Here is a 22,259-nt window from a genome sequence, read left to right on the forward strand (position 1 = left end):
GAACTGGCCCCGGACGTTCATGTGTTCACCGTAACTTCAGCTCGTGTCAGTCGGACCGATCGGAGCGGTGCTCAGACACCGTCCTCTTCGCCGAGGCTGAAGGCCGCCTCCAGGTCGTGGCTGGAGTACGCGCGGAACGCGATGTGCGTCTCGGTGCTGAGTACGCCGGGCACCCGGTTCACGTGCTCGGGGATGACCGTGGCCAGGTCGTCGTGCCGCGCGACCCGGACCAGCGCGATCAGGTCGAGCCCGCCGGTGACGGAGTACACCTCGCTGACGCCCTCGATCGCTGCCGCCTGCTCGGCGACCTCCGGGATCCGTGCGACGTCGGCCTTGATGAACACGATCGCGGTGACCATGCCGTCCTCTCCTCGGTACTCACATCTAGACCCGCTGAAGCATAGTGCGATCGAGGCCCCGCAACGCTCTCGCCGTCGGTTCGTCCGCGGGCAGGAACGCCTCCATCCGCAGTTCCGACACCGTCACATCGATCGCCGTACCGAACCTGGTCAGCGTGGTGACGAGATGCAGGTCACCGTCGGGCGAGCGGAGCTGGAGCGGTACGGCGAAACCCAGGTGGTCCGGAGCCGGCCGAGGCGGGATCACCGCGATGAGCTCCTGGATCAGAGCATCCGACGACGGCGACGGGTACTGCGCGGCCTCGCGGGTCAGCGCATCGATGACGTGCCAGGACCATTGCGCGAAGTTGACGATCCGTGGAGCCAGGCCGGCCGGATCCAGCAGCAGCCGGGGGAGGTTGACCGGTGCCGTCAGCAGATGCTCCGCAACGCCGGCCGTGAGGACGTCGAAGGCGTGGTTGGCGAGGACCAGGTTGCCGATGCGGTCGACGACGACGGCCGGATACGGCCGATGGCCCTCGAGGATCGCGGCCAGCGCGGTCCGGACCGCCTCGAGTCCAGGCGCGTCGTACGGCGTCTCGTCGTACGCCGGAGCGTATCCGCCGGCGAGCAGCAATGCGTTCCGCTCGCGCAGCGGGACCTGGAGCGACTCAGCCAGCCGGATAACCATCTCCCGCCCCGGCGCCGACCGACCGCTCTCGATGAAGCTGACGTGCCGCTGCGTCGTCCCCGCGCGGATCGCCAACTCGAGCTGACTCACCCGCCGACGAGTCCGCCACAACCGTAGCCCTGCGGACAACTCTGATCCCATGCTGCAGTTCTAACCCACGCCACCGACAATCCATACCCAGCAGGGAATTGTCGGCGCACAACCCCTCCCGGCAAGGTCGTAGCCATGACCAGCAAAGACCTTGCAACCCGCTATGTAGCAGTTTGGAACGAGCCCGACGCCGACACCCGACGGAAGGCGATCGAAGACCTGTGGACCGAGGACGGCGTACACCTTCTCGAGCCGCCGGAAGAGATCGCGAAGCGCGCCGAGGAGATCGGCGTCACCGCGTCCCTGGAAGCCCGCGGCCACGAGGAGCTCGTACGCCGGGTCACCCGCGCGTACGACGAGTTCGTCGCGCCCGGCCAGTACGAATTCGTCCCGCACGGCGAGCCGGCCGCGCTCCGCGATCTGGTGAAGCTGCGCTGGGCGATGGTCCCGGCCGGCGGGGGAGAGGCGCTTGCCATCGGCATCGATCTCCTCCTGCTCGCCCCCGACGGCCGGATCCGCACCGACTACCAGTTCATCGAGGTCTAACCAACCCGCGCCGGACCCAACGGCCGCATGTGCCGGCGGCGTTCGGTCGGGTGGTGGTGGGCGTCGGAGTGGGAGTTGTCGAGGCGGGTGAGGTGGCGGCCGGCGCCGCTGACCGGGCAGGTCCAGGTGCCGTCCATCTCGACCAGGCGGATGCCGGGGAGCTCGAGCCAGCGCAGGATCAGCTCGATCTCCTCCGGTGACGCCGCCGCCACCGGGCCGATGCCGGGCAGCACCGTCTCGGCCGACGCCCTGAGCATCTCCAGATGCGGCCGCGGGTCCGTGCCGCGCGGCGTGAAACCGGCCGCTGCGAGCCGGCCGCGCCGGATCACGTGCAGTTCCCAGCCGCCGTCCTCGGTCCGCCGGGCCGCGCAGATCTCGGCGCATCCGGTGACCGACGCCATCCGCTGCATCCGCGCCGAGCTCCGCACGAACGCGCTCAACCGATCCCGATGTACGGCGGCATCCTCGAACCGCTCGTCCGCCGACAACAGATCGATCCGCCGGTCCAGTGCCTCGACCACCGGCGTCGGATCCACGGTCAGCGCCGTCCGTAGCCCGGCCACGAACTCGCCGTACGAATCCATCGAGATCCGCCCGTCGCACGGCGCGACACACCGGCCCATCTCGGCCAGCACACACGGCGACAACGAAGGGTGCTTCGACATCCGCGCGGTGCACTGCCGGATCGGGAACGCCTCGTGCAGCGCGGCCATCGCCCGCTCGGCCGTCTTCCGCGAGCTGAACGGCCCGAGGTACCCGGCGTCGTCGTCGCGCACCTGTTTGACCAGCGACAGGCGTGGAAACGGCTCGACCGTGACCTTCAGCCAATGCTGCCGCTCGGGGAACTTCGACCGCCGGTTGTACCGCGGCTTGTGCTCCGCGATCAGCCGCAGCTCGCGTACCTCGGCCTCCAGCGGAGTACCGCACTCGATCCCGCGGACGCCGGTCGCGATACCGACCATCTCGCCGATCCGGTTACGCGTCTCGGAGGCGGTGAAGTACGACCGGACGCGGGTGCGCAGGTCCTTGGACTTCCCGACGTACAGCACCTCGCCGCGGTCGTCGGTGAACAGGTACACACCCGGTGCGTGCGGCAACGTTTCGGCCAGGTGGCGCTTGGCCCGGACGGCCGGCGCGACCCGGGACGAGTACGTCTGCAGGTCCTCCAACGTTTGCACGCCCAACGACCCGACCCGCTCGAACAGCCCGTGCAGTACGTCGACGGTCGCCCGCGCGTCGGACAGCGCCCGGTGGTTCGGCGTCGTCATGGTGCGGAAGAGTTTCGCCAATGTCCCGAGCTTGCAGTTCGGCGCCTCGTCCGGGGTGATCACGCGCCGCGCCAGCAGCGCGGTGTCGACGACGGCGAAGTCGGGCCAGTCGTACCCGTGCACGAGGCTCTCGTGTTTCAGGAAGCCCATGTCGAACGGCGCGTTGTGCGCGACCATCACGCACCCGTGCGCGAACTCCAGGAACGCGGGCAGCACCGACTCGATCCGCGGTGACGTGGCAACCATCGAGTTCGTGATGCCGGTGAGTACGGCGATGAACGGCGGGATCGTCTCCGATGGGTTGACCAACGTCTGGAACTCGCCGACGACCTCACCGGCCCGCACCTTCACCGCGCCGATCTCGGTGATGCCGCCCTCGCCGGGCGGATTCCCCGTCGTCTCGAGGTCGACCACGCAGAACGTGATGTCGCGCAGCGGAGTACCCAGGTCGTCGAAACTGTGCTGCACACCGCGGATCGGCATCGTCGAATCCGTGGCCTGCGCATGCCCTGGGCTGGTCATGGTCACGACGCTAAGAGCCGCCACCGACAATTCCGCAGGTGACACGCCTGCGAGTCGACTAGGCTCTCTGTATGCGTACACAGGCGATCACTGCGAATCAGGGCCACACGCCCGTTCGCTGTGGTCTGCGTCACTGGAGCATCAGCTGCCAGGTAGTCGTTCCAGCCGGACTGCGGACCGGTGACTGAGGCCGGCACCGCCGCGAGCTCCGCCGCTACGACTTTGCCTGAACCGGTCCGGCAACGCGTCCTGACCCTCGCCGCACATGCCCTCGGCCAGCTCCCCGCAACCGACATCCCGGCCCCGCTGCGCCGGTTCGCCAGCTTCGCGCCGGCGAAACGGGCCAAGCTGTCCGCCTCGGTGCTCGGTCCGATCCTCGAGACCGACGACCACTTCCGCAAACTGACGGCCTTCGAGGTACGGCGGGAGCACCCGGAGCTCGGCGACGCCGTGGCCGATGGCGTACCGATCCCGGCGGCCGACCCGGTCGAGGTCGCCGCCCTCGCGTACCTGCTGCGACCCGACGACTGGGAGCAACACATCGCAGCGGCCGCCCAGGTCCCGGTGGAGAACCCGCGCGCCGACGAGGAAGCCGTCCACCGGCTCGCCGACCAGCTGGATCAGGCCCGCACCGAGACCCGTCAGGTCCGCGAACGCCTTCGTGAACAGGTCAACGAGCTCAAGGCCGAGAACGTCACGCTTCGCCGCAAGCTGAACGACGCGCGGCAGAAGATCACCGGTCTGCAGACCGATCTCGAGCAACGCACCAAGGAGGCCGAGACCGCCGACGAACGCGTCGACGCCGCCCGCGCCGACGTTGAGCGGGACCTGCGCAAGCTGCGGACCCGGATCACTGAGCTGGAAGCGATCGAGCACGCGGCCCGCCGTACTGCGGGACAGGAGCGGGAGCTCGCGTCGACACGCACCCGCCTACTGCTCGACACGTTGCTGGAGGCAGCGAGTGGATTGCGTCGTGAGCTGGCCCTGCCACCCGGGGGAGAGTTCCGCCCAGCGGACACAGTGGCCGGTTCAGAGCCCGAGGCGGCTCCGGTCGGACGTACTGCGCCTGAGGACGACCCGGCGCTGTTCGATGAACTGTTGGCGTTGCCGCAGGTGCATCTGATCATCGACGGCTACAACGTGACGAAGACCGCATGGCCGAACTCGCCACTGCATTCGCAACGTCAGCGACTCGTCACTGCGCTTGGTGCGCTGGTCGCACAACGTCGTGTCGAGATCACCGTGGTCTTCGACGGCGCCGAACTCTCGGGCCCTGTGCAACTGAATCCACCACGCGGTGTGCGGGTGCGGTTCAGTCCGGCCGGTGTGATCGCCGATGACGTGATCCGGCAACTGGTCCGGGCCGAGCCGCCGGGCCGCCCGGTCGTTGTCGTCTCCACCGACCGCGAAGTTGCCGACAGCATCATCAAACTCGGCGCCCGCGCACTCTCCGCGAGCAGTCTGATTTCACGCATCGCACGCACCTGACGACGAAAACTGTCGGCGGGGTTCTCTAGCGTCCTTCTCAGCCGGATGCAAGTCCGGGTGCTTCCCCACTTGGAGGATGTTGTGCTGATCGACTGCGACGCCTGTGTGATGAAGGGTCCGGGCTGCCAGGACTGCGTGGTGACGGTGGTGCTCGGGTTCGCTGCGGAGCGCTCCGGAAGTCTTCGCATCGACGACGACGAGATGGCCGCGCTGGACGCACTGGCCGATTCCGGTCTGGTGCCACCGTTACGCCTAGTACACGCCGTCAGCAGTGTCGAGCTCGATGCTGCTGCTCAAACCCCTTCCGATGAAGGCGAAACGATCGTTGGGTCGGGATGATCCTTCGTTAATTTTGGATCAAACCCGAGGGGCGAATTGCACTGGTCACGAAACGGTCACTACTGTTACGTCTCGTTGCCTCAGGGTGTCGGCCGCTCCGGCCGACCGGGCAGCGGTAAGCCGAGGGAGTGATCCGGCGGATCCGCGGACATCATGTCCGCGCCGAGCCTGGTCAACGGGGACGGCGCGAGCAGAGGAAGGGACCGACCGGGCTGTGTCCATCGGACGCATCAACCGCACCAAGGGAATCGCCCTCGCCGCCATCACCAGCACCGCTGTCGCTGCGGGCGTGATCCTGATCCAGGGAGCGGCCAGCGCCGACCCCGCGCCCACCCTGGACGAGGCGAAGAAGCAGGTCGCCGAGCTCCAGCACCAGGCCGAGGTGTCCGGTGAGTCGGCCAACGACCTCCGTGGGCAGATCAGCGCCTCCGCCGCGCGCGTGAAGGCCTTGCAGGCCGCGATCGCCAAGCAGCAGGGCCAGGTCGACGGTGTGAAGCGGCAGATCGGATCCCTCGCGGTCGCCGGGTACCAGACCTCTGGCATCTCCACCACGGCGCAGCTGCTGCTCTCGACCAACCCGGACCAGTTCCTCAGCCAGGCGTCCACCGCCCAGGCCTTCGCCGGCCAGCAGAACTCCGCGCTGCGTCGCTACCAGGTCGCGCAGGGCAAGCTCACCGACCTGCAGGCCAGCGAGCAGACCGAGCTGTCCGCGTTGCAGTCCGTGCAGGCGAAGCAGGACGCGTTCAAGAAGCAGCTGCAGACCAACCTCGACAACGCCGAGAAGGTGCTCGACAAGCTCAGCGCCGCCGACCGTAAGCGGATCGAGGAAGAGAACGCCAAGGCGGCGGAGAAGGCGCGCAGCGAGCGCCCGACCCGCAGTGGCGACCGGGAGAGCACGGACCTGCCGAACGTGCCGGCCAGCGGCCGTGCGGCGATCGCGGTCAACGCCGCTCTTTCCCAGCTCGGCGACCCGTACGTGTGGGGTGCCGACGGCCCGAGCTCCTACGACTGCTCCGGCCTGATGATGTACGCGTGGGGCAAGGCCGGCGTCTCGCTGTCGCACTCCTCGAAGGCGCAGACCGGCGAGGGCCGCCACGTCAGCAAGTCCGACCTGATGCCGGGCGACCTGATCTTCTACTACTCCCCGGTCAGCCACGTCGCGATGTACCTCGGCAACGGCCGGATCGTGCACGCACCGCGTCCGGGTAAGAGCGTCGAGATCGCCCCGATGGACGAGATGCCGTACAACTCCGCGGTGCGCCCGGGCTGACCTGCGCCCTTGACATACTCTGCGGCTCCGGGGATCCCTCCCCGGAGCCGATTCATTTGATGACGTAATGTCGGAGGAGGCCGGGTGTCCCGCCTGACTGGGGCAGGTGAGCAGCAGCGAAGGGCCGAGGTGATCGACGATCAGGGCGATACGGTGCCGCTGCCAGTGATCCCGTCAGCCGGTGACCCACGGGAGCCGAGTGACCACCGCCAGCAGCCGCTCGCCCGGGCCAGCGACGAGAGCCGGCCGCCGTTCACGCCGATCCTGAAGAAGGTCGCTCTCGGTGTCGCCGTCTGCCTCGTCGCCGGAGCCGGGTACGCCGGTCTCCGCCAGGTCGCCAACGCACCCGCCGACCCCAACGGTTCGCCGGCGCACTCGCATCCGGCCACCTCGGCGACGCCGGACCAGGCCGAGTCGGGCGTACAGCGTGCTGTCGCAGGCGAGGCCGTCCTGCAGAAGATGACCGACGCGGTCGAGAACGACAACCGCACCGAGTTCCTCGACACCATCGACCCGAAGGCCCCGGACTTCCGCGGCAGCGCCCGGACGATCTTCTCGAACCTGACCACCCTCCCGATCAGCACGTTCCAGTTGCGCTACGTGAGCGACGATCCCGGCGCGCTGACGCCGGACCGGCAGACCCAGCTCGGCGGCACCCAGTCCTGGCTGGCCCAGGTCGAGGTCTCCTGGCAACTCTCCGGGTACGACGTGAAGCCGGCCCGCGAGACTCTTCCGGTGACGTTCGTCACCCGCGACGGGACGACGTACGCCGCATCGTTCTCGGAGCGGTTCGCGGCCGGGCAGCGACGGCCGGTCTGGGCGCTCGGCCAGGTCGAGGTGGCCAAGGGCAAGCACAGCCTCGTGGTCAGCCTCGACTCGGAGGCGGAAGCGAAGAGCTACGTATCGGTCGCCGACAAGGCGGTCGACTCGGTGAGCAAGGTCTGGGGCAAGAACTGGCGGCAGAAGGTGATCATCTACCTGCCCGCCAAACAGTCCCAGATGGAAGGCATCCTCGGCGCCCAGCCGAACACGTACACCCAGATCGCCGCGGTCACGTTCGCCGAGCTCGACTCGCCCGCTGTCGGCGCGCCGGTGCGGATCGTGGCGAACCCGAAGCTGTTCGAGGAGCTCGGCAAGCAGGGACGCCGGATCGTGCTGACACACGAGACCACTCACGTCGCGTCGACCGCGACTGCTTCGCCGGTGCCGTTGTGGCTGGCGGAAGGGTTCGCGGACTACGTGGCGTTCACCGCCGTACCTGTGCAGGACGAGTCGGCGGCGAAGGAGCTGTTCAAGGCGGTCCGGGCCGGGAAGGTGCCGACCACCTTGCCGACGCCCGAGGCGTTCGCGGCGTCGGCGACCGAGCTGCCGCAGGCCTACGAGTCGGCGTGGCTCGCGTGCCGGCTGATCGCCGAGCGTGAAGGACAGGCCAAGCTGGTCAAGTTCTACCGGGCCGTGCACGCGTCGAAGAGCTCGACCGGTCTCGCGGACGCGTTCAAGTCGGTGCTGGGGATGACCGAGGCAGAGTTCGTCGCCGAGTGGCAGAAGTACCTCGAGAGGCTTGCTGGTGCCTGAACCGGCCGGCCGGTCGGCTCCCTGGATCGCTTGCGGCGTACTCGCCGTCGCGCTGGTCTTCACCATCGCCGTCACCACCCCGTGGCACCTGATCGATCTGCCGAAACCCGATGCCGCGCTGGACTTCACGACGGCCGAGATCGCCCGCCAGAACGCGTTCCGGCACGAGATCCTGCCGTGGTCGACGGCGTCCTGGATCATCTCGATCGTCGTTCCGCTCGTCATCGGCTTCAGCCCGCTCGGCCGACGGCTGTACGACGCCGTGCACGTCCGGCTGTGGTTCATCGCCGTACCGCTGACGGTCGCGGGCGTCGTCCTGATCACGAGTCTGCTCACCGTCCCGACCGACGTGTTCGCGGAGCGGGTCAGTCTCAAGTACGGGCTGTCGGTGGAGAACTGGCGGTTGTGGGTGTGGGACCGCGGCGTCAACTGGGCCATCACGTCACTCGGGCTCGCGGTGGTCGCCGTTGTCCTGATCGCGTTCGCGAAGATCTGGCGGCAGGGCTGGTGGTTGCCTGGGGCAATCGCCGCGGCGTTGCTCGTGCTCGGTGTCTCGTTCGCGTACCCGGTGCTGATCGAGCCGCGGTTCAACCACTTCACGTCGATGCCGGCCGGTGCCCAGCGCAACGAGTTCCTCGACCTGGCCAAGCAGGACGGCGTACCGGTGAAGGACGTCCTGGTCGCGGACGCGTCGAAGCGGACAACCGCCTTGAACGCGTATGTGTCCGGCTTCGGCTCGACCCGTCGGCTGGTCGTCTACGACACGCTGCTCAAGGACACCTCGCCGGCGCAGGTCCGGCTCGTGGTCGCGCACGAGCTCGGTCACGCGGCCGAGGACGACGTACTGCACGGGACGCTGATCGGCGTGCTCGGCACGGCGTTCGGCATCACGCTGCTGTACCTGTTGCTGGGGACGCGGATGGCCGATCCGCGCCGGGTCGCGTTCCTCGTCGCGCTGATCGCCGCCGGTACGACGCTGGCGAGTCCGGTGCAGAATCTGGTCAGCCGGAAGATCGAGGCCCGCGCGGACTACCACTCGCTCCGGCTGACGAACGATCCGCAGAACTTCGTCGCGATGCAGCACGACCTGGCCGTGCAGAACATCTCCGGTCTCGACCCGAGCCGCTGGCGGTACTGGATGTTCGCCGACCACCCGACCCCGCCGGAGCGGATCGCGATGGGACGCGCCTGGGGCACCGAGAACAGTGACCCGGTCCCGCCGCTGGTCAAGCGATGACCGTCCTGGTCGTCACCAACGACTTCCCGCCGCGCCAGGGCGGGATCGAGACCTTCGTCCGGTCTCTGTGCGACGAGCTTCCGGACGTGGTCGTCTACACGTCCCACGAGCAGGGCGACACGGCGTACGACGCCACGCTGCCGTTCCCGGTGATCCGCGACCGTACGTCGATGTTGTTGCCCACGGCACGTACGACGAAGCGGGCCGTGGAGCTGATGCGGACCTACGACGCGGACCGGGTGCTGTTCGGCGCGGCCGCCCCGCTCGGGTTGATGGGGTCTGCGCTGCGCAAGGCGGGGGCGCGGCGGATCGTGGCGATGACGCACGGGCACGAGACGTGGTGGGCCGGCGTACCGGGCGCTCGGCAGGCGTTGCGGCGGATCGGGGACGCGGCCGACACGCTCACCACGGTGTCGTCGTGGTGCGAGGAGCAGATCAAACCTGCGCTCTCACCAGCTGCTGCTGCTCGGGTTCGCAGGCTGACGCCGGGAGTCGACACGCACCGGTTCGCCCCGGACTGTGGGGGAGAGCAGGTGCGCAAAGGGCTGCGGCTGGAAGGCGTTCCGGTTGTCGTGTGCGTCTCGCGGCTGATCCGGCGAAAGGGCCAGGACACGCTGATCCGCGCGTGGCCACGCGTCCAGGAGTCGGCACCAGGCGCCACGCTGCTACTCGTCGGCGGCGGGCCGGACCGCGACTACCTCGAGGAACTGGCGGCGTCGACCGGAGTGTCGGAGTCGGTGGTGTTCACCGGTCCGGTCCCGTGGCCCGACATCCCGCCGTACATCGACGCTGCTGATGTCTTCGCGATGCCCTGCCGCACAAGGCGATTCGGGCTCGAGCCGGAGGCGCTGGGGATCGTGACGCTGGAGGCCTCGGCGACCGGGAAGCCGGTGATCGTGGGGGATTCCGGGGGCGCAGCTGACACGGTCCGGCACGGCGGGACGGGCTATCTGGTCGACCCGTACAATCCGGTGCCAACCGCCGTACGGATCACTGAGCTGCTCACCGAGCCGGCCCGCGCCCGCGCGATGGGCGAGGCCGGTCGGGAGTGGGTACGGCGCGATTGGTCGTGGGCCCGCAGCGGCGACGGCTTGCGGAACCTCCTCGAGGTCTAGAAACCCCAGTCGGCGAACGGTTCGAAGGCCGGCGTGTTCGTGATCCGCTGCAGGTGGGTTCCGTCCTTGCGGGTGGTGTAGATGTCCTCCTGCTGGTCGATCGTCAACGACAGCACGATTCTGGTTCCGTCCGGCGACCATCCGGGCGCGAAGGCGTGGTAGGCCTTACCGCCGGTGTCGAGGGTGATCGGACTCAGCTTGCCGTCGCGGAGCCGGATCAGGGACAGCCCTCCTTCCGCGGTCGCGAACAGGATCGAGCGACCGTCGGGCGACCACCGGGCTGTCGCCAGTTCGTGGCCTTGCGCAAGACCGTACGGCGTGAGCTGGCGCAGGTGGTGCCCATCGGTGTCCACCACGAACAGCGCGGTGTCCTCACCCCGGAACCGAACGATCACGGCCCTGTCTCCGTCGGGTGAGTAGTCACCGGCGACGTCGGACGCGCCGTACGGGTTCGTCGTCAGCCGGATCGGATGACCGCCGTCCGACGAGCGGATGCTGAACACGCCAGGCTTCTCGCCGCCGAATCCACAGAGGATCCGCTTGCCGTCCGGCGACCAAGCACCGCAGAGCATGTCGTCCGGCGCGCCTGGTGGTTCGAGCATCCGGAAGCCGGATCCGTCCGGCCGCACGGTCGCGGGCCGGAACGGCAACAGCTCGCCGGCGGCGTCGAACCGCAGCAGGTTCGAGATGAGCAACTTACTGCCGTCGGGTGACCACCGCGCCGATCCGAAGTCCTCGACGAGCTCCGGAATCACCACCCTCCGGACGCCCGAACCGTCCGCACGGGCCACGAACAGATTCGAGCCGCCGGAGTCGAGTTGCCGGCTGAACACGATCCGGCCGCCGTTGCCGGCGGACGGGGCGGCTGAACCGCACAGGGCCAGCATCAACGAGATCGAGAGTGCCAGTGCGCGCTTCATCTCAGTATCCGGGGAGTTCGAAGGTCTGGGTGCGGTTGTTCTGGCGCAGGGTCACCGTGACGGTCCCGCCGAGGTGGGTGAAGGCGCCACGGACGGTTGCGGTTGCCGTCGTGCCGGCCGGAGTGCGTACGGTGAACGTGCCGTCGATGCCGTCCGGGGTCCAGGTGGTCGAGCCGGAGACTGAGACATCGCGCGTGAACCGCGCCGCGTCGTAGACGAACGGTCGCTCCGAGCTGTCGTCGTACGTCACGGTTCCACCGCGGAGTCCGCCTGCCACGAGGCCGGAGATCGAGGCGATGTGCTGGAGGCCGTCCATGACGGTCTCCGCGGTGACGGTGGCGAGTCGGCGTACGTCGGTCGTGGCGGGTGGACCGGCTGTCTGCCGGGCCGGAGGTGCGGCCGCTGCCGTCAGCGGGAAGCTGCCGGGCATCCACCAGCCCGCGGGCGGGGTCCGGGCACACGACGTATCGCCGACGGCCAGGGTCTGGATGAACCGCTGCAGCAGGACGGTCCCGCACGAGCCCGTGAACCAGGTCGCATGCCCGACCGCCGCCAGCTCGACGTACGTCGACCCGACGAGGACCCGGGACGCGATCCGGCCGGCCTCCGGCGTGACACCGGCGTCGTATTCGCCGGTCACGATCAGAGCCGGTACGCCGCGAACCTTCGTACCGCTGGGGTAGCTCGGCCGGTCCTCCCAGCTCGACGCGATGCACGGCAGCGGCTGGAAGCCCAGATAGCCTTCGTGATCCCAGGCACTCTTGGAGATCGGTCCGTAGCGCGCCGGCTCGGCCGCGAAGGCTGCGGCGTACTGCTGGAGTCGCCGCGCCGGGCTCGCGTCCTTGTCCCACTGCACAGGCTGGTCGACGCACATCCGGGCGAGCGCGTGGCCGTTGGAGAACTCCCGTGGATCGCCGGCATCGAAGCCGTTCGCCGGGTCGACGTCCGCCGCCAGCCGCAGCAGCGGAACGGCATCACCGCGCTGTAGCGCCACTGCGGCCTGGGTGATCTCTCCCGGACCGACGAAGCTGCCGCCGTTGAACGGCATGATGGCAGTCGCGAGCAGGTTCTCGGTCACGGTGATCCGGTGCGGGACGCCGTGCGAGTCGACGCCGACACCGCTGACCGGCGTACGGCGCAGCCGGTCCGCCAGCCAGGCCAGCGAAGCGGCCGGGTCCGGGTTGGCCGCCGAGCAGGCCGGGGAGCGGCCGCAGACGGCGTTCACGAGAGCGGGGTAGTGCTTCGGCTGGTAGGCGTAGAAGGGATCGGTGTCGACGGTCAGCGCCGGTGCGCCGAGGGAGATCGACCGGACGTTCTGCTTCCAGCGCGTCGCGTAGGTGACCATGTCGTTGGCGGCGTACGACGCCCCGACCAGATCGATGTCGCCGTACGCCAGCGCGCGCCGGACCTGCTCGAGGTCGTCGGCCACATCCGTTGTGCTGTAGAGATTCGCGGCATCGCCGAGCTGGTCGTGGCACTTGGCCGCCGAGGCGTAGAACGGCCCGCCGTGCTGCCAGTCGGGGCAGTCGATCGCCGCGGACAGACCGACGCCACGCTGGTCGACGAAGACCAGATCGCGGGTCTCGGCGACCGTCGACAACAGGTCGACGTACCCATATTTGTCGGACAGGCTGATCGACGCCCCGGGACCGCCCAAGGTGATGAACACCGCGCCGGCCGGTGCGGCGGTGGGACCGGTGTGTGGGAAGACCTCGACATGCAGCGGCACCGTGCGGCCGTCGGGATGCCGGCGGTCGAGTGGGACCGGCAGCGTGCCGCAGCGGAACGCCGGATCGTCCGCGCACGGACTGAGCTCGAGTCGATCGGTGCGAAGTGGTGTGGATACGGCGGGCTGGGTGCCCGTGGCAAGAAGCGCGATACAAGCTGTCAGCGACAGCACCACGGAGCGGACGCGACGTCTTCTGATGATCGGCATGGCTGGATCCCCCTCCCGCACGGGGCGTACCCCCGCCTGCCGGCCAGCCAATCAGCCGGCGCGTGGATGCCGCATCGGGGCGGCCACCGGACCGCGATTGAGGGCTGGCCCTGATTGACGAGCGGTCCGGCGGGCCCGACGATGTGGGGATGGGGGCGGCGCGGTTCCTCATCGTGGACGACCATGTCCTGTTCCGGAGCTCGGCCCGCCGGATGCTGGAGTCGCAGGGTTTCGTCGTGATCGGCGAATCCGGTGACGGCAGATCGGCGATCACGGCTGTTCGCACGCTGCGACCCGACGTGGTGCTGCTCGACGTCCAGTTGCCGGATATGAACGGGTTCGAGGTCGCCCGGCAGTTGGCCGAGGAGCCGGACGCCCCGGCGGTGATCCTGACCTCGATCCGGGACGCGTCCGACTACCGCACCCGCCTGACCGGAACGCCGGCGCGCGGCTTCATCCCGAAGGCCGAGCTGTCGGAGTCGAGAATCACTGCCCTGCTTGCGAGGGCACCGTGAATCGGCGACTTGTAGCGGTGCTGGTGGCACTCGCCGGAGCCGTCGTCTGCCTGCAGTTGTGGCGGGTCGGACAGGCCGGGTGGCAGTGGGGTCTGCTGCCCTGGCTGTACCTGGTGGCCGGTTTGATCGCGTGGGACCGGCAGCCGCGCAACCGCACCGGCATCCTGCTCATCCTTACCGGCGTCGCCTACCTGATGTTCCTGTTCGAGGGTGCACACGTCCCGCTGGTCTGGACGATCGGTGTTGCGTTCGAGGGGGCCTACCTGCCGGCCCTGGTCGCGCTGCTGCTGTCATTCCCCAGCGGTCGGCTCACCCGTCGGTGGGAGCAGTTGGCCGTCCTTGCGGCCGTTCTGGCCATGCTGTGCTGGACGACGATCCCGATCCTCGGCACCGATGCGTCCGACTTCGACTGTTCGGCCTGCCCGCCCGACCTCAACCTGCTCCACGCAGGCCCGGGCGTCGTCAGCCTGCTCGACCGGATCTACGCCGCGTTCCCGGCACGCGTGTACTTCATGGTGCCGATATTCCTCGGTCTCGCGGTGGTCTGCGTGGTCAGGTGGTGGCGAGCGAGCCGTCCGCTGCGGCGGATCTCGGGTCCCGTACTGGTTGCCGCCGTACCCCTTCTGCTGGCGCTGAGCGCGCAGATCATCGCCAACCACCTGAAGCTCTACGACACCCATCCGGAGATCAGCCAGGCGATCAACCAGGTGGCGGTGTACGCCGGGCTCGTCCATCCCGTGGCGATCCTGGTGGGGCTGTCACTCGGGTGGGCGCGGCAGGCGCGGATCGGCGAGCTCGTGACGGAGCTCGCCGAGCACTCCGGGCTGGACCTGGTCGAGCGCACGATGGCGCGCGTACTGGGGGATCCCTGCCTGGCCATCGGTCGCTGGGACACGGGGAGTCAGCGCTATCGCACCTCGACCGGCGCCGCCCTGGATCTCCCGGGCGCCGGATCGACCCGGTCGACGACGTACCTCGAGCACGACGGCCGCCCGATGGTTGCCGTGGTTCACGATCGCGCGTTGCTGGACGGCGGCGACCTGCTGAACTCGGCCGGGGCAGTGGTGCGGATGGCGGTCGACAACGATCGGCTGCGGACCGAGCTGAGCGCCCAGCTGGCGGAGGTCCGCGCGTCCCGGTCCAGGATTGTGGTTGCCGCAGACAACGAACGTCGCCGGCTCGAGCGGGACCTGCACGACGGCGCGCAGCAGCGGCTGGTGTCGTTGGCGCTGGACGCGCGGACGGCGGCGGCGAAGCTTGCGGCCGGCGACGATCCGGCCGTCGCGGACTCGGTGGCGGCGATCGCGGACGGGTTGACCACGGCACTGGCCGAGCTGCGCGAGCTGGCCCGCGGAATCCATCCGTCGATCCTGGTCGACGAAGGGCTGGTCCCGGCGCTGCGGTCGTTGAGCGAACGGTCCGCGGTGCACGTCCGCCTGCTCGCCGTACCGCCCGAACGGTTCGAGCCGGCCGTCGAGGCGGTCGCGTACTTCGTCATCTCCGAGGCGCTCGCCAATGCCGCCAAACACGCTTCGGCCGAGGAGGTATCGGTCGCCGTACGCCGGGTGGACGGGCGGCTGCTGGTGGAGATCCGTGACGACGGGAAAGGCGGTGCCGACCCGGAGGGATCAGGGCTGCGGGGTCTGGCCGACCGGGTCGCCGCCGTCGACGGTCAGCTCCACGTCGACAGCCCGCCGGGCCTCGGCACCTGCATCTGCGCGGAGATCCCATGCGTGTCGTGATCGCCGAGGACTCGCTGCTCTTCCGCGAGGGGATGGCGCGACTGCTCACCGAGGCCGGGTTCGAGGTGGTCGGCCAGGCCGGGGATGCCGATGAGCTGCGGATCCTGGTCGACCGGCACCGGCCGGACGTGGCGATCGTCGACATCCGGATGCCGCCCGGGTACGGCAAGGAGGGGCTGACCGCGGCGCAGGAGATCCGCGCCCAGCACCCGGGCACGGCCGTTCTCGTGCTGTCGCAGTACGTCGAACCGCAGTACGCGCTGACCCTGCTGTCCAGCGGTGCCACCGGGACCGGCTACCTGCTCAAGGACCGGGTGGTCCAGCTGACCGACTTCACCGATGCGGTACGCCGGATCGGCCGCGGCGACCTGGTCATCGATCCGGCCGTGGTCGAGCAGCTCCTCGGCCGGCCGCGCAGCCCGGTCGAACGGCTGTCAGAGCGCGAACGTGACGTCCTCGAACTGATGGCTCAGGGCCGGTCGAACCAGTCGATCACCGACTCGCTGGTGCTCAGCCCGAAGACCGTCGAGGCACATGTCCGCTCGATCTTCCACAAGTTCGGGCTGCCGCCGGGGCTCGACGACCATCGCCGGGTCAGGGCCGTCCTGATGTTCTTGCGTGCTTCCGACGCCTGAGGGAATTACTGGACAGCTGATGCGTTGAATCGTGTACTGTGAGCCACATGCACCGGATGTTCCGACTTGCCGCAGCCGTACGAGCTTTCTGCTCTCCGGCTGCCGCTGCCTGACATCTTCGAAACTCCCACCGGCGACCGGAAACGGTTCGCCGGTGTTGTTGTTTCTGCTTCCCGGTGGTCTGGTTCCGGTCCGATCTGACAAGGACCAAGGACATGACCATCAGCAGGACTTTCATCGACTTCTTCATCGACCGCGACCACGTCCCGACGACCGGGTCCACGCTCATCCCGCGGCTGGGCGATCCGGTGCTGTTCACGACCTCGGGGATGCATCCACTCACGCCGTACCTGGAAGGCGAGCCTCATCCGCTGGGGCGCAGACTCGTGGGCATCCAGCGATGCCTGCGAACCACCGATCTCGACGAGGTGGGTGATCCGACCCACCTGACCGTGTTCGAGATGCTGGGCTCGTGGTCGCTCGGCGACTACGGGAGCAGCGAGACGCTCAGGTGGGGGTACGAGCTGCTCACCACCCGCTTCGGCCTCGATCCGCGGCGGATGTACGTGACCGTGTTCGGCGGTGACGAGCAGGTGCCGCTGGACCAGGAATCGCTGCGGACCTGGCAGGAGCTCGGCCTGCCGATCGAGCTGACCACCGAGGACAACTGGTGGTCGAACGGCCCGACCGGTCCGTGCGGCCCGGACTCGGAGATCTTCGTCTGGACCGGCGACGGCGATCCGGAGGGTACGCCGACCACCGACGACCGCTGGGTCGAGGTGTGGAACCACGTGATGATGCGCTACCGCCGCCTCGACGACGGCTCGCTCGAGCCGCTCAAGCAGCAGAACATCGACACCGGTCTCGGCCTCGAGCGGCTGACGATGCTGCTCGAGGGCAAGCGCTCGGTGTACGAGACCTCGCTGTTCGAGCCGTGGCTGCGGACGATCCCGAAGCTGTGGAAGCTCGACGAGCGGTCGCAGCGGATCGTGATCGACCACCTGCGGTCCAGCATCGTGATCGTCGGCGACGGCGTGCACCCGTCGAACACCGGCCGCGGGTACGTGCTGCGCCGGCTGATCCGCCGGATGCTGACCACGCTGTGGCGCGACGACGACTCACGCTCGCTGTCCGATGTGCCGATCGAACTGTTCGAGCACACGCTGAACCACTTCCACCAGGGCGAGACGGTGACGCTGATCCGGCGGATCCTGATCGACGAGGAGATCCGGTTCAGCAACCTGCTCGACCGCGGCCGGAAGGTGCTCAGCCACGAGCGCTTCCACAAGTCACTCGACGACACCGACTACGAGTACCTGCACGAGACCCATGGCCTGCCACGGGAGCTGGTGGACTCGCTCAGATGACGGGATCCAGTACGTCGGTGCGGGGAGTATCGGAATCCGGGATCTCCGGGGAAGCGACCTTCCCGACCGACGACTGGGCCACGAACGCGCCGACGAGCACGATCACGCCGCCGATGATCTGGTTGGTCCGAAGCGTCTCGCCGAGGAGGATCAGCGCGAAGATGCACGCCGCGACAACCTCGACGTACGCGACCGCGCCGGCAATCGCTGCGGACAGGCGCTGTACGGCGGCCGCGCCGGCGAGGTAGGCGACGACCGTACTCACCAGGATCAGCCAGGCCGCCATCACCCAGCCGGGTGCGTGCCGGTGGCCGATCGCGATCGTGTCGACGAGCACGTGCCACGGCGTACCCCACGGGGCGGCGACGAAGGTGAGTACGACGGCACCGACGACACTGCCGGCCGCAGTCATCACCAGCGGATCCGCGGCACCGGTCAGCTTGTCGATCAGAATGAAGTACGTCGCCTGGCACGCGGCCGCACCGAGTCCGGCGAGCAGGCCGATCGGGTCGATCTGCAGCCCGGTCCAGATCTCGGCCACCGTCGCGAGACCGACGACCGCGATGCTGACGCCGATCGCGGCCGACCGCGGTACGGCGACCTTCTGCCCGAACTTCAGCCAGGCGACCACCAGGATCGGGCCGGAGAACTCGAGCATCAGCGCGACCCCGACCGGCAGCCGGCTCGCCGCGATGAAGAACAGCGTCTGGCAGCCGGCGATCCCGGTCAGGCCGTAGAGCACGAGCGCCTTCCAGGACGCCCGCGCCGCACGGAGTCCGGCGCGGCCGCGGAACGCCAGCACGAGCGGGACGAGCACGACGGCGGCGCCGAGGATGCGCAGCCAGGCCGCCTGCTGCGGTGTGAACCCGGCCCCGATCAGCGCCTTGGCGAACGGTCCCGAGCCGCCGAACGTGATCGCGGAGAAGATCGCGAACCCCAACCCCACCGACTTCGTGCTGTACATGGGCATAACGGTCTCATGCTCATTACAGAACTGTCGAGGGAGATCTCACAGGACGTTCACCGCGCGGGCCGCGACCACCGCGATGGTCAGCAACGAGATCAGCGACTGGGCGCCCATCAGCGTTTTGGTGCGCGCGGTCAGCGGCATCGTGTCGGTCGGGCTGAACGCGGTCGCCGCGGTGAGCGATACGAACAGGTAGTCGGTGAATCCGGGCAGCCAGCGCTCCCAGCCGGGCAGATCGACGGTCAACTGCGGGAACAGCAGGTCGACCCGCTCCTCCTTGCGCTGGTGCTCGGGCGCCCGCGCGAACGGCCCGCCGCGGTCGACCTCCCAGTACCAGATCGCGAACGCGACGACGTTGGTCACCCAGATCACGACTGCGCCCTTCACCAGCACGTCACCGTTGTTGGCGGAGCCATGGTTCAGGAAATAGATCAGGCCGCCCAGGTACACCGCGTTGGTGACCACCAGCAGGCTGATGAGCACGAGGGCGACCCAGCGGAGCCAGGGCTCATCCCTGGACAGGTGGAACGGGTTCATCCACACCAGCGGCAGCAGGAGCAGCAGCCCTAGGCCCGGCAACAGCCATTGCGGCAGCACGTTGATCTGCGTCGGCACCAGCACCTGCAGGATCAGCGCCGCGCAGACCGCCAGTGTCGCCGGCCAGCGCCGGATGTGCTTCATGGTCGGCGCTGGAGGTTTCTGAACCTTGTCCACCCCCGCATTCTGTCCCCGAAGCCGCACTATCCGACGGAGGCGTCGACGACGGCCTGTCCCACCTCGGTCCGCCGGTAGTGGACCTGATGGCCGGTGCGACGACGTGTGGCCAGCCCGGCGTCGTACAGCGCGGAGAGGTGTTCGGCGACTGTGGCGAGGGCGAGGTCGTACTGGGCGGCGAGTGCGCTCGTGGTGGCCGGCGGGTCGAGTGCGATGAGCAGAGTGGCGCGGGTGCGGCCCAGGAGGCGGGCGAGGGCGTCCGGGGGAGCGGGTGCGTCGGACCAGAGGCGAGCGGCGCCGCGCGCGGGGTAGACGAGGGTCGGGTGGTACGCCGGGTCCGCGACGATCACGAGGTGCGGCCAGGCGAAGACGCCGGGGACCAGCAGGAGGCCCTGCCCGGTGAGGTCGCGGCCCTCGAACCGGTACCGGGTGAGGATCAGCCGATCGTCCTCCCAGATCAGCGTCGGGTGCAGGTCGTCGAAAAGGCCGGCCAGTCCGCCGTCCGTGAGTTGCTGACCGCGGTACGCGATGTCGTCCTCGAGGACGCGGCTGATCAGCGGCCAGTCAGGTTTGATCAGCGTCTCCCAGGCGCTCTCGATCTCGTCCGCGAGCCGCTCCCGGGTGCCGGCCAGGTCGGTCAGCATCTTCTCGATCTCAGGTGCGCCCGGGTTCTTCTGCTCGTCCCGTGAGCGGACCAGCTCGCTCCGTACCCGCTCGAGCGGGGTGCTCCGTACGCGGGCGACCTCGGTCGCGAACTTCGCCCTCGATGCCTTGGGCGGTGGGGTGAGGAAGTCGGGCGTGAACCCGACGCGCGGCTGGACGGCCTTCAGCCCACGCAGATCGAGCTTGCTCGCGGCGTCCTGCCGGGCCGCGATCCAGTCGGCGTACAGCGGCCGGTGCTTCGCCCCGTGCAGCACTCGTACGGCGGACATCGTCTCCCACAGCGGCGACGCCCCGAACCGGCAGCGCAGTGCGTCGGCCTGCGTGAACCGCAGCGCCGTCATGGGCATGAACTTTCGGCCACAACCAAAACTCTACGCCCGGGTCCCGATCATCGTGCACCCTCTCGGCGTGAGGTCCTACGGAGCTGTCCTGCGCGTTCCCGGCATGCGTGCGGTGTTCGGTGCGCACGCGGTGTCGATGCTCGGAACCGTTGCCGCGCAGGTCGCGTTGTCGATCCTGGTCTTCGAGCGCACCGGATCACCGTTGCTGTCGGCACTCGTCCTGGCGTGCTCGTTCCTGCCGTACGCCGTCGGTGGCGTGCTGCTGTCGTCGGTCGCGGATCGCTTCCCGGCGCGGCGGGTGCTGGTGGTGTGCGATCTGCTCAGCGCGGCCTGCATCGCCGCCATGCTCGTGCCAGGCATGCCGGTGGCGGGGCTGCTCGGGTTGTTGCTCGGGACCGGGATCATCGCGCCGCTGTTCGCCGGTGCGCGGGCGGCGAGCCTGGCCCACCTGCTGTCGCCGGACCTGTTCCCGATCGGCAGGTCGTTGCTGCGGGCAATTAGTCAGGTCGCGGTACTGAGCGGCTTCGCGCTGGGTGGGATCGCGGTCGCGCTGGTCGGTGCGAACTGGTTGCTCGCGCTGGATGCGGTCAGCTTCGTCGCGTCGGCGGTCCTGATCGGCGCGGGTACGCCGTACACGCCGCCGGGGGAGCGGAAGAGCAACACGGTCCGTGACTCGTGGTCCGGGCTGCAGCTGCTGTTCGGCCACAGGAAGCTTCGCTACCTGATCCTGCTGACCTGGGTGGCCCCGGCGTTCTCCTCGGTCCCGGATGGACTGGCCGTTGCCTACACCGCTCAGGTCGGCACTGCCGCTGCGGCCGCCAGCGTGCTGTTCACTGGCTACGCGGTCGGCTCTGTGCTCGGCGAGCTCGTCGTCGCGCGGTTTCCCCCTTCCGCGCGGCGACGGCTCGTCGTCCCGTTCCTGGTCACCAGTCAGCTCCCCGCGATCGCGTTCCTGGCCGAGCCGGGCGTGCCGGTCGCCGCCGTACTGCTGGCGATCGCCGGCGCCGGCTACGCGTTCAACCAGGGCATCGACCCGCTGATCCTGCAGTCGGTCGAGCCGTCGTACCGCGGCCGCCTGTTCACCGTCCAGACCAGCGGCCTGATGGCGATCCAGGGCGTCAGCATCGCCCTGGCCGGCGTGGTCGGCTCGTTCCTCGCCCCCAACCTCACCATCGCCTGTGCAGGCATCCTCGGTACGGCGACCACGCTGCTGATAGCCCGTCAGGCCCTCACCACGGAGCCACGTCGCCCAGTGAGCCAGGTCCTCTGAAGACGCCGGTCGGGCCGTCTGCGGGCAGTGTCGCGAGGGCGACGGGTACGGCTGCTCCGTCTGTCACGGTGCGCTCGCCGCGGGGGACGGAGGCTTGGGAATTGAGGTCGGTCGGGACGAGGCCGGGGGTTGCGGCGTTCACCTTGATGCCGTCGGCGCGGAGGGCGCTGGCGTAGACCAGGGTGAGGGCGTTGAGGGCGGCCTTCGACGAGCTGTAGGCGAGCAGGCCTTGGGTGGCGAGGCGGCCGTCGAGTTCGGAGAGGAGGTTGACGGAGCCGAGGCCGCTGGACATGTTCACGATCCGGGCGTTCGGCGATTGTCGGAGCAGCGGTACGAACGCGTGGATTGCGGAGACGACTCCGAACACGTTCACGTCGTACGCCGTGCGTACCTGGTCGGCGGTGATGTCGGCGACCGACGTACCCCATTCGGCCACGATGCCGGCGTTGTTCACCAGCACGTCGAGCCGGCCGGAGTCTGCCTCGACCTGTTTCGCGGCGGCGTCGACCGACTCCACATCCGTCACGTCGAGCTGCACGAACCGTACGTCGAGACCCTCGTCCTTGAGCTCCGCCGCGGCGGCCGAGCCCAGCTCCGCGTTCCGTGCCGCCAGGTACACCGTGAGTCCGCGCAGGCCGAGTTGCCGGACGATCTCGCGGCCGATTCCTTTGTTTCCGCCCGTCACCAGGGCGACTTCGTTCTGATTCATG

21 protein-coding genes are annotated in these 22,259 nt (G+C 68.9%); 12 read left to right on the plus strand and 9 right to left on the minus strand.

Annotated features, from left to right (window positions below):
- Positions 1 to 71: 71 nt before the first annotated feature.
- Both FDA38_RS13785 and FDA38_RS13790 read right to left on the minus strand, forming a co-directional pair.
- Entirely contained in the window at positions 72 to 359 is a 288-nt protein-coding gene (locus FDA38_RS13785) for an Lrp/AsnC family transcriptional regulator (RefSeq protein ID WP_137254430.1), read from the minus strand.
- A 25-nt stretch (positions 360 to 384) separates the two neighbouring features.
- Positions 385 to 1,170 (minus strand): helix-turn-helix transcriptional regulator, encoded by a 786-nt coding sequence (locus FDA38_RS13790; RefSeq protein ID WP_137254431.1) that lies wholly within the window; start codon positions 1,168 to 1,170, stop codon positions 385 to 387.
- An 84-nt stretch (positions 1,171 to 1,254) separates the two neighbouring features.
- On the opposite strand from FDA38_RS13790, the gene FDA38_RS13795 reads away from it, so the two are divergent.
- Complete coding sequence (locus FDA38_RS13795) at positions 1,255 to 1,665, plus strand: hypothetical protein (protein WP_137254432.1); 411 nt, start codon at positions 1,255 to 1,257, stop codon at positions 1,663 to 1,665.
- Here FDA38_RS13795 and FDA38_RS13800 read toward each other — a convergent pair.
- Entirely contained in the window at positions 1,662 to 3,455 is a 1,794-nt protein-coding gene (locus FDA38_RS13800) for a DEDD exonuclease domain-containing protein (protein WP_137254433.1), read from the minus strand. The two genes, FDA38_RS13795 and FDA38_RS13800, sit on opposite strands and share 4 nt — an antisense overlap.
- 180 nt (positions 3,456 to 3,635) lie before the next feature.
- On the opposite strand from FDA38_RS13800, the gene FDA38_RS13805 reads away from it, so the two are divergent.
- The 6 genes from FDA38_RS13805 (at position 3,636) to FDA38_RS13830 (ending at position 10,479) form a co-directional block, all read left to right on the plus strand.
- The gene (locus FDA38_RS13805; RefSeq protein WP_137254434.1) at positions 3,636 to 4,943 is read left to right on the plus strand and encodes an NYN domain-containing protein; all 1,308 of its coding nucleotides are present in this window, start codon (positions 3,636 to 3,638) and stop codon (positions 4,941 to 4,943) included.
- Between the two features lie 81 nt (positions 4,944 to 5,024).
- Positions 5,025 to 5,282, plus strand: a complete 258-nt coding sequence (locus tag FDA38_RS13810) for a hypothetical protein (RefSeq protein WP_137254435.1) — start codon at positions 5,025 to 5,027, stop codon at positions 5,280 to 5,282.
- Positions 5,283 to 5,496: 214 nt separating this feature from the next.
- Complete coding sequence (locus tag FDA38_RS13815; RefSeq protein WP_137254436.1) at positions 5,497 to 6,552, plus strand: C40 family peptidase; 1,056 nt, start codon at positions 5,497 to 5,499, stop codon at positions 6,550 to 6,552.
- Positions 6,553 to 6,636: 84 nt separating this feature from the next.
- The gene (locus tag FDA38_RS13820; RefSeq protein WP_137254437.1) at positions 6,637 to 8,127 is read left to right on the plus strand and encodes a hypothetical protein; all 1,491 of its coding nucleotides are present in this window, start codon (positions 6,637 to 6,639) and stop codon (positions 8,125 to 8,127) included.
- A complete protein-coding gene (locus tag FDA38_RS13825; RefSeq protein ID WP_137254438.1) occupies positions 8,120 to 9,364 on the plus strand; it encodes a M48 family metallopeptidase in 1,245 nt (414 codons plus the stop codon). The genes FDA38_RS13820 and FDA38_RS13825 overlap by 8 nt, the downstream gene beginning before the upstream one ends.
- A complete protein-coding gene (locus FDA38_RS13830) occupies positions 9,361 to 10,479 on the plus strand; it encodes a glycosyltransferase family 4 protein (protein ID WP_137254439.1) in 1,119 nt (372 codons plus the stop codon). Before FDA38_RS13825 ends, FDA38_RS13830 begins: the two co-directional genes overlap by 4 nt.
- On the opposite strand, the gene FDA38_RS13835 is transcribed toward FDA38_RS13830, so the two are convergent.
- On the minus strand, positions 10,476 to 11,399 hold the full coding sequence (locus FDA38_RS13835) for a TolB family protein (RefSeq protein WP_137254440.1): 924 nt from the start codon (positions 11,397 to 11,399) through the stop codon (positions 10,476 to 10,478). The two genes, FDA38_RS13830 and FDA38_RS13835, sit on opposite strands and share 4 nt — an antisense overlap.
- Before the next feature lies 1 nt (position 11,400).
- Positions 11,401 to 13,335, minus strand: a complete 1,935-nt coding sequence (locus tag FDA38_RS13840) for an alpha/beta fold hydrolase (RefSeq protein ID WP_137254441.1) — start codon at positions 13,333 to 13,335, stop codon at positions 11,401 to 11,403.
- Between the two features lie 149 nt (positions 13,336 to 13,484).
- Here FDA38_RS13840 and FDA38_RS13845 point away from each other — a divergent pair, with 149 nt between their 5' ends.
- The 4 genes from FDA38_RS13845 to FDA38_RS13860 all read left to right on the plus strand — a co-directional run bounded on the left by FDA38_RS13845 (position 13,485) and on the right by FDA38_RS13860 (position 17,594).
- Positions 13,485 to 13,850, plus strand: coding sequence for a response regulator (locus FDA38_RS13845; protein WP_137254442.1), 366 nt, complete (start codon positions 13,485 to 13,487; stop codon positions 13,848 to 13,850).
- Entirely contained in the window at positions 13,847 to 15,592 is a 1,746-nt protein-coding gene (locus FDA38_RS13850; RefSeq protein WP_137254443.1) for a sensor histidine kinase, read from the plus strand. Before FDA38_RS13845 ends, FDA38_RS13850 begins: the two co-directional genes overlap by 4 nt.
- A complete protein-coding gene (locus tag FDA38_RS13855) occupies positions 15,580 to 16,227 on the plus strand; it encodes a response regulator transcription factor (RefSeq protein WP_137254444.1) in 648 nt (215 codons plus the stop codon). The genes FDA38_RS13850 and FDA38_RS13855 overlap by 13 nt, the downstream gene beginning before the upstream one ends.
- Before the next feature lie 215 nt (positions 16,228 to 16,442).
- A complete protein-coding gene (locus FDA38_RS13860; protein ID WP_137254445.1) occupies positions 16,443 to 17,594 on the plus strand; it encodes an alanine--tRNA ligase-related protein in 1,152 nt (383 codons plus the stop codon).
- On the opposite strand, the gene FDA38_RS13865 is transcribed toward FDA38_RS13860, so the two are convergent.
- From FDA38_RS13865 to FDA38_RS13875, 3 genes are read right to left on the minus strand one after another with little or no spacing between them, the layout of a single operon-like run.
- Positions 17,587 to 18,558: an EamA family transporter gene (locus tag FDA38_RS13865; RefSeq protein WP_233714703.1), complete on the minus strand. Its 972-nt coding sequence runs from the start codon at positions 18,556 to 18,558 to the stop codon at positions 17,587 to 17,589. The two genes, FDA38_RS13860 and FDA38_RS13865, sit on opposite strands and share 8 nt — an antisense overlap.
- A 45-nt stretch (positions 18,559 to 18,603) precedes the next feature.
- Entirely contained in the window at positions 18,604 to 19,275 is a 672-nt protein-coding gene (locus FDA38_RS13870; protein ID WP_137254447.1) for a hypothetical protein, read from the minus strand.
- A 26-nt stretch (positions 19,276 to 19,301) separates the two neighbouring features.
- The gene (locus tag FDA38_RS13875; RefSeq protein WP_170989727.1) at positions 19,302 to 20,279 is read right to left on the minus strand and encodes a DUF5937 family protein; all 978 of its coding nucleotides are present in this window, start codon (positions 20,277 to 20,279) and stop codon (positions 19,302 to 19,304) included.
- A gap of 67 nt (positions 20,280 to 20,346) precedes the next feature.
- Here FDA38_RS13875 and FDA38_RS13880 point away from each other — a divergent pair, with 67 nt between their 5' ends.
- A complete protein-coding gene (locus FDA38_RS13880) occupies positions 20,347 to 21,549 on the plus strand; it encodes an MFS transporter (protein ID WP_233714704.1) in 1,203 nt (400 codons plus the stop codon).
- Here the strand turns inward: FDA38_RS13880 and FDA38_RS13885 are convergent.
- Positions 21,509 to 22,258 carry an SDR family oxidoreductase gene (locus FDA38_RS13885; protein WP_137254449.1) on the minus strand — a complete coding sequence of 250 codons (750 nt, stop codon included), beginning with the start codon at positions 22,256 to 22,258 and terminating at the stop codon, positions 21,509 to 21,511. The two genes, FDA38_RS13880 and FDA38_RS13885, sit on opposite strands and share 41 nt — an antisense overlap.
- Position 22,259 lies beyond the last annotated feature (1 nt).

The organism is Kribbella jiaozuonensis (genome assembly GCF_005233875.1).
In the GTDB taxonomy this organism is placed as follows: Bacteria; Actinomycetota; Actinomycetes; order Propionibacteriales; family Kribbellaceae; genus Kribbella; species Kribbella jiaozuonensis.

Coding starts and splice junctions, on each gene's coding strand:
- FDA38_RS13785 (WP_137254430.1), bottom strand. CDS start 359: ATGGTCACCGCGATCGTGTTCATCAAGGCCGACGTCGCACGGATCCCG.
- FDA38_RS13790 (WP_137254431.1), bottom strand. CDS start 1,170: ATGGGATCAGAGTTGTCCGCAGGGCTACGGTTGTGGCGGACTCGTCGG.
- FDA38_RS13795 (WP_137254432.1), top strand. CDS start 1,255: ATGACCAGCAAAGACCTTGCAACCCGCTATGTAGCAGTTTGGAACGAG.
- FDA38_RS13800 (WP_137254433.1), bottom strand. CDS start 3,455: ATGACCAGCCCAGGGCATGCGCAGGCCACGGATTCGACGATGCCGATC.
- FDA38_RS13830 (WP_137254439.1), top strand. CDS start 9,361: ATGACCGTCCTGGTCGTCACCAACGACTTCCCGCCGCGCCAGGGCGGG.
- FDA38_RS13835 (WP_137254440.1), bottom strand. CDS start 11,399: ATGAAGCGCGCACTGGCACTCTCGATCTCGTTGATGCTGGCCCTGTGC.
- FDA38_RS13840 (WP_137254441.1), bottom strand. CDS start 13,335: ATGCCGATCATCAGAAGACGTCGCGTCCGCTCCGTGGTGCTGTCGCTG.
- FDA38_RS13845 (WP_137254442.1), top strand. CDS start 13,485: ATGGGGGCGGCGCGGTTCCTCATCGTGGACGACCATGTCCTGTTCCGG.
- FDA38_RS13855 (WP_137254444.1), top strand. CDS start 15,580: ATGCGTGTCGTGATCGCCGAGGACTCGCTGCTCTTCCGCGAGGGGATG.
- FDA38_RS13860 (WP_137254445.1), top strand. CDS start 16,443: ATGACCATCAGCAGGACTTTCATCGACTTCTTCATCGACCGCGACCAC.
- FDA38_RS13865 (WP_233714703.1), bottom strand. CDS start 18,558: ATGTACAGCACGAAGTCGGTGGGGTTGGGGTTCGCGATCTTCTCCGCG.
- FDA38_RS13875 (WP_170989727.1), bottom strand. CDS start 20,279: ATGACGGCGCTGCGGTTCACGCAGGCCGACGCACTGCGCTGCCGGTTC.
- FDA38_RS13885 (WP_137254449.1), bottom strand. CDS start 22,258: ATGAATCAGAACGAAGTCGCCCTGGTGACGGGCGGAAACAAAGGAATC.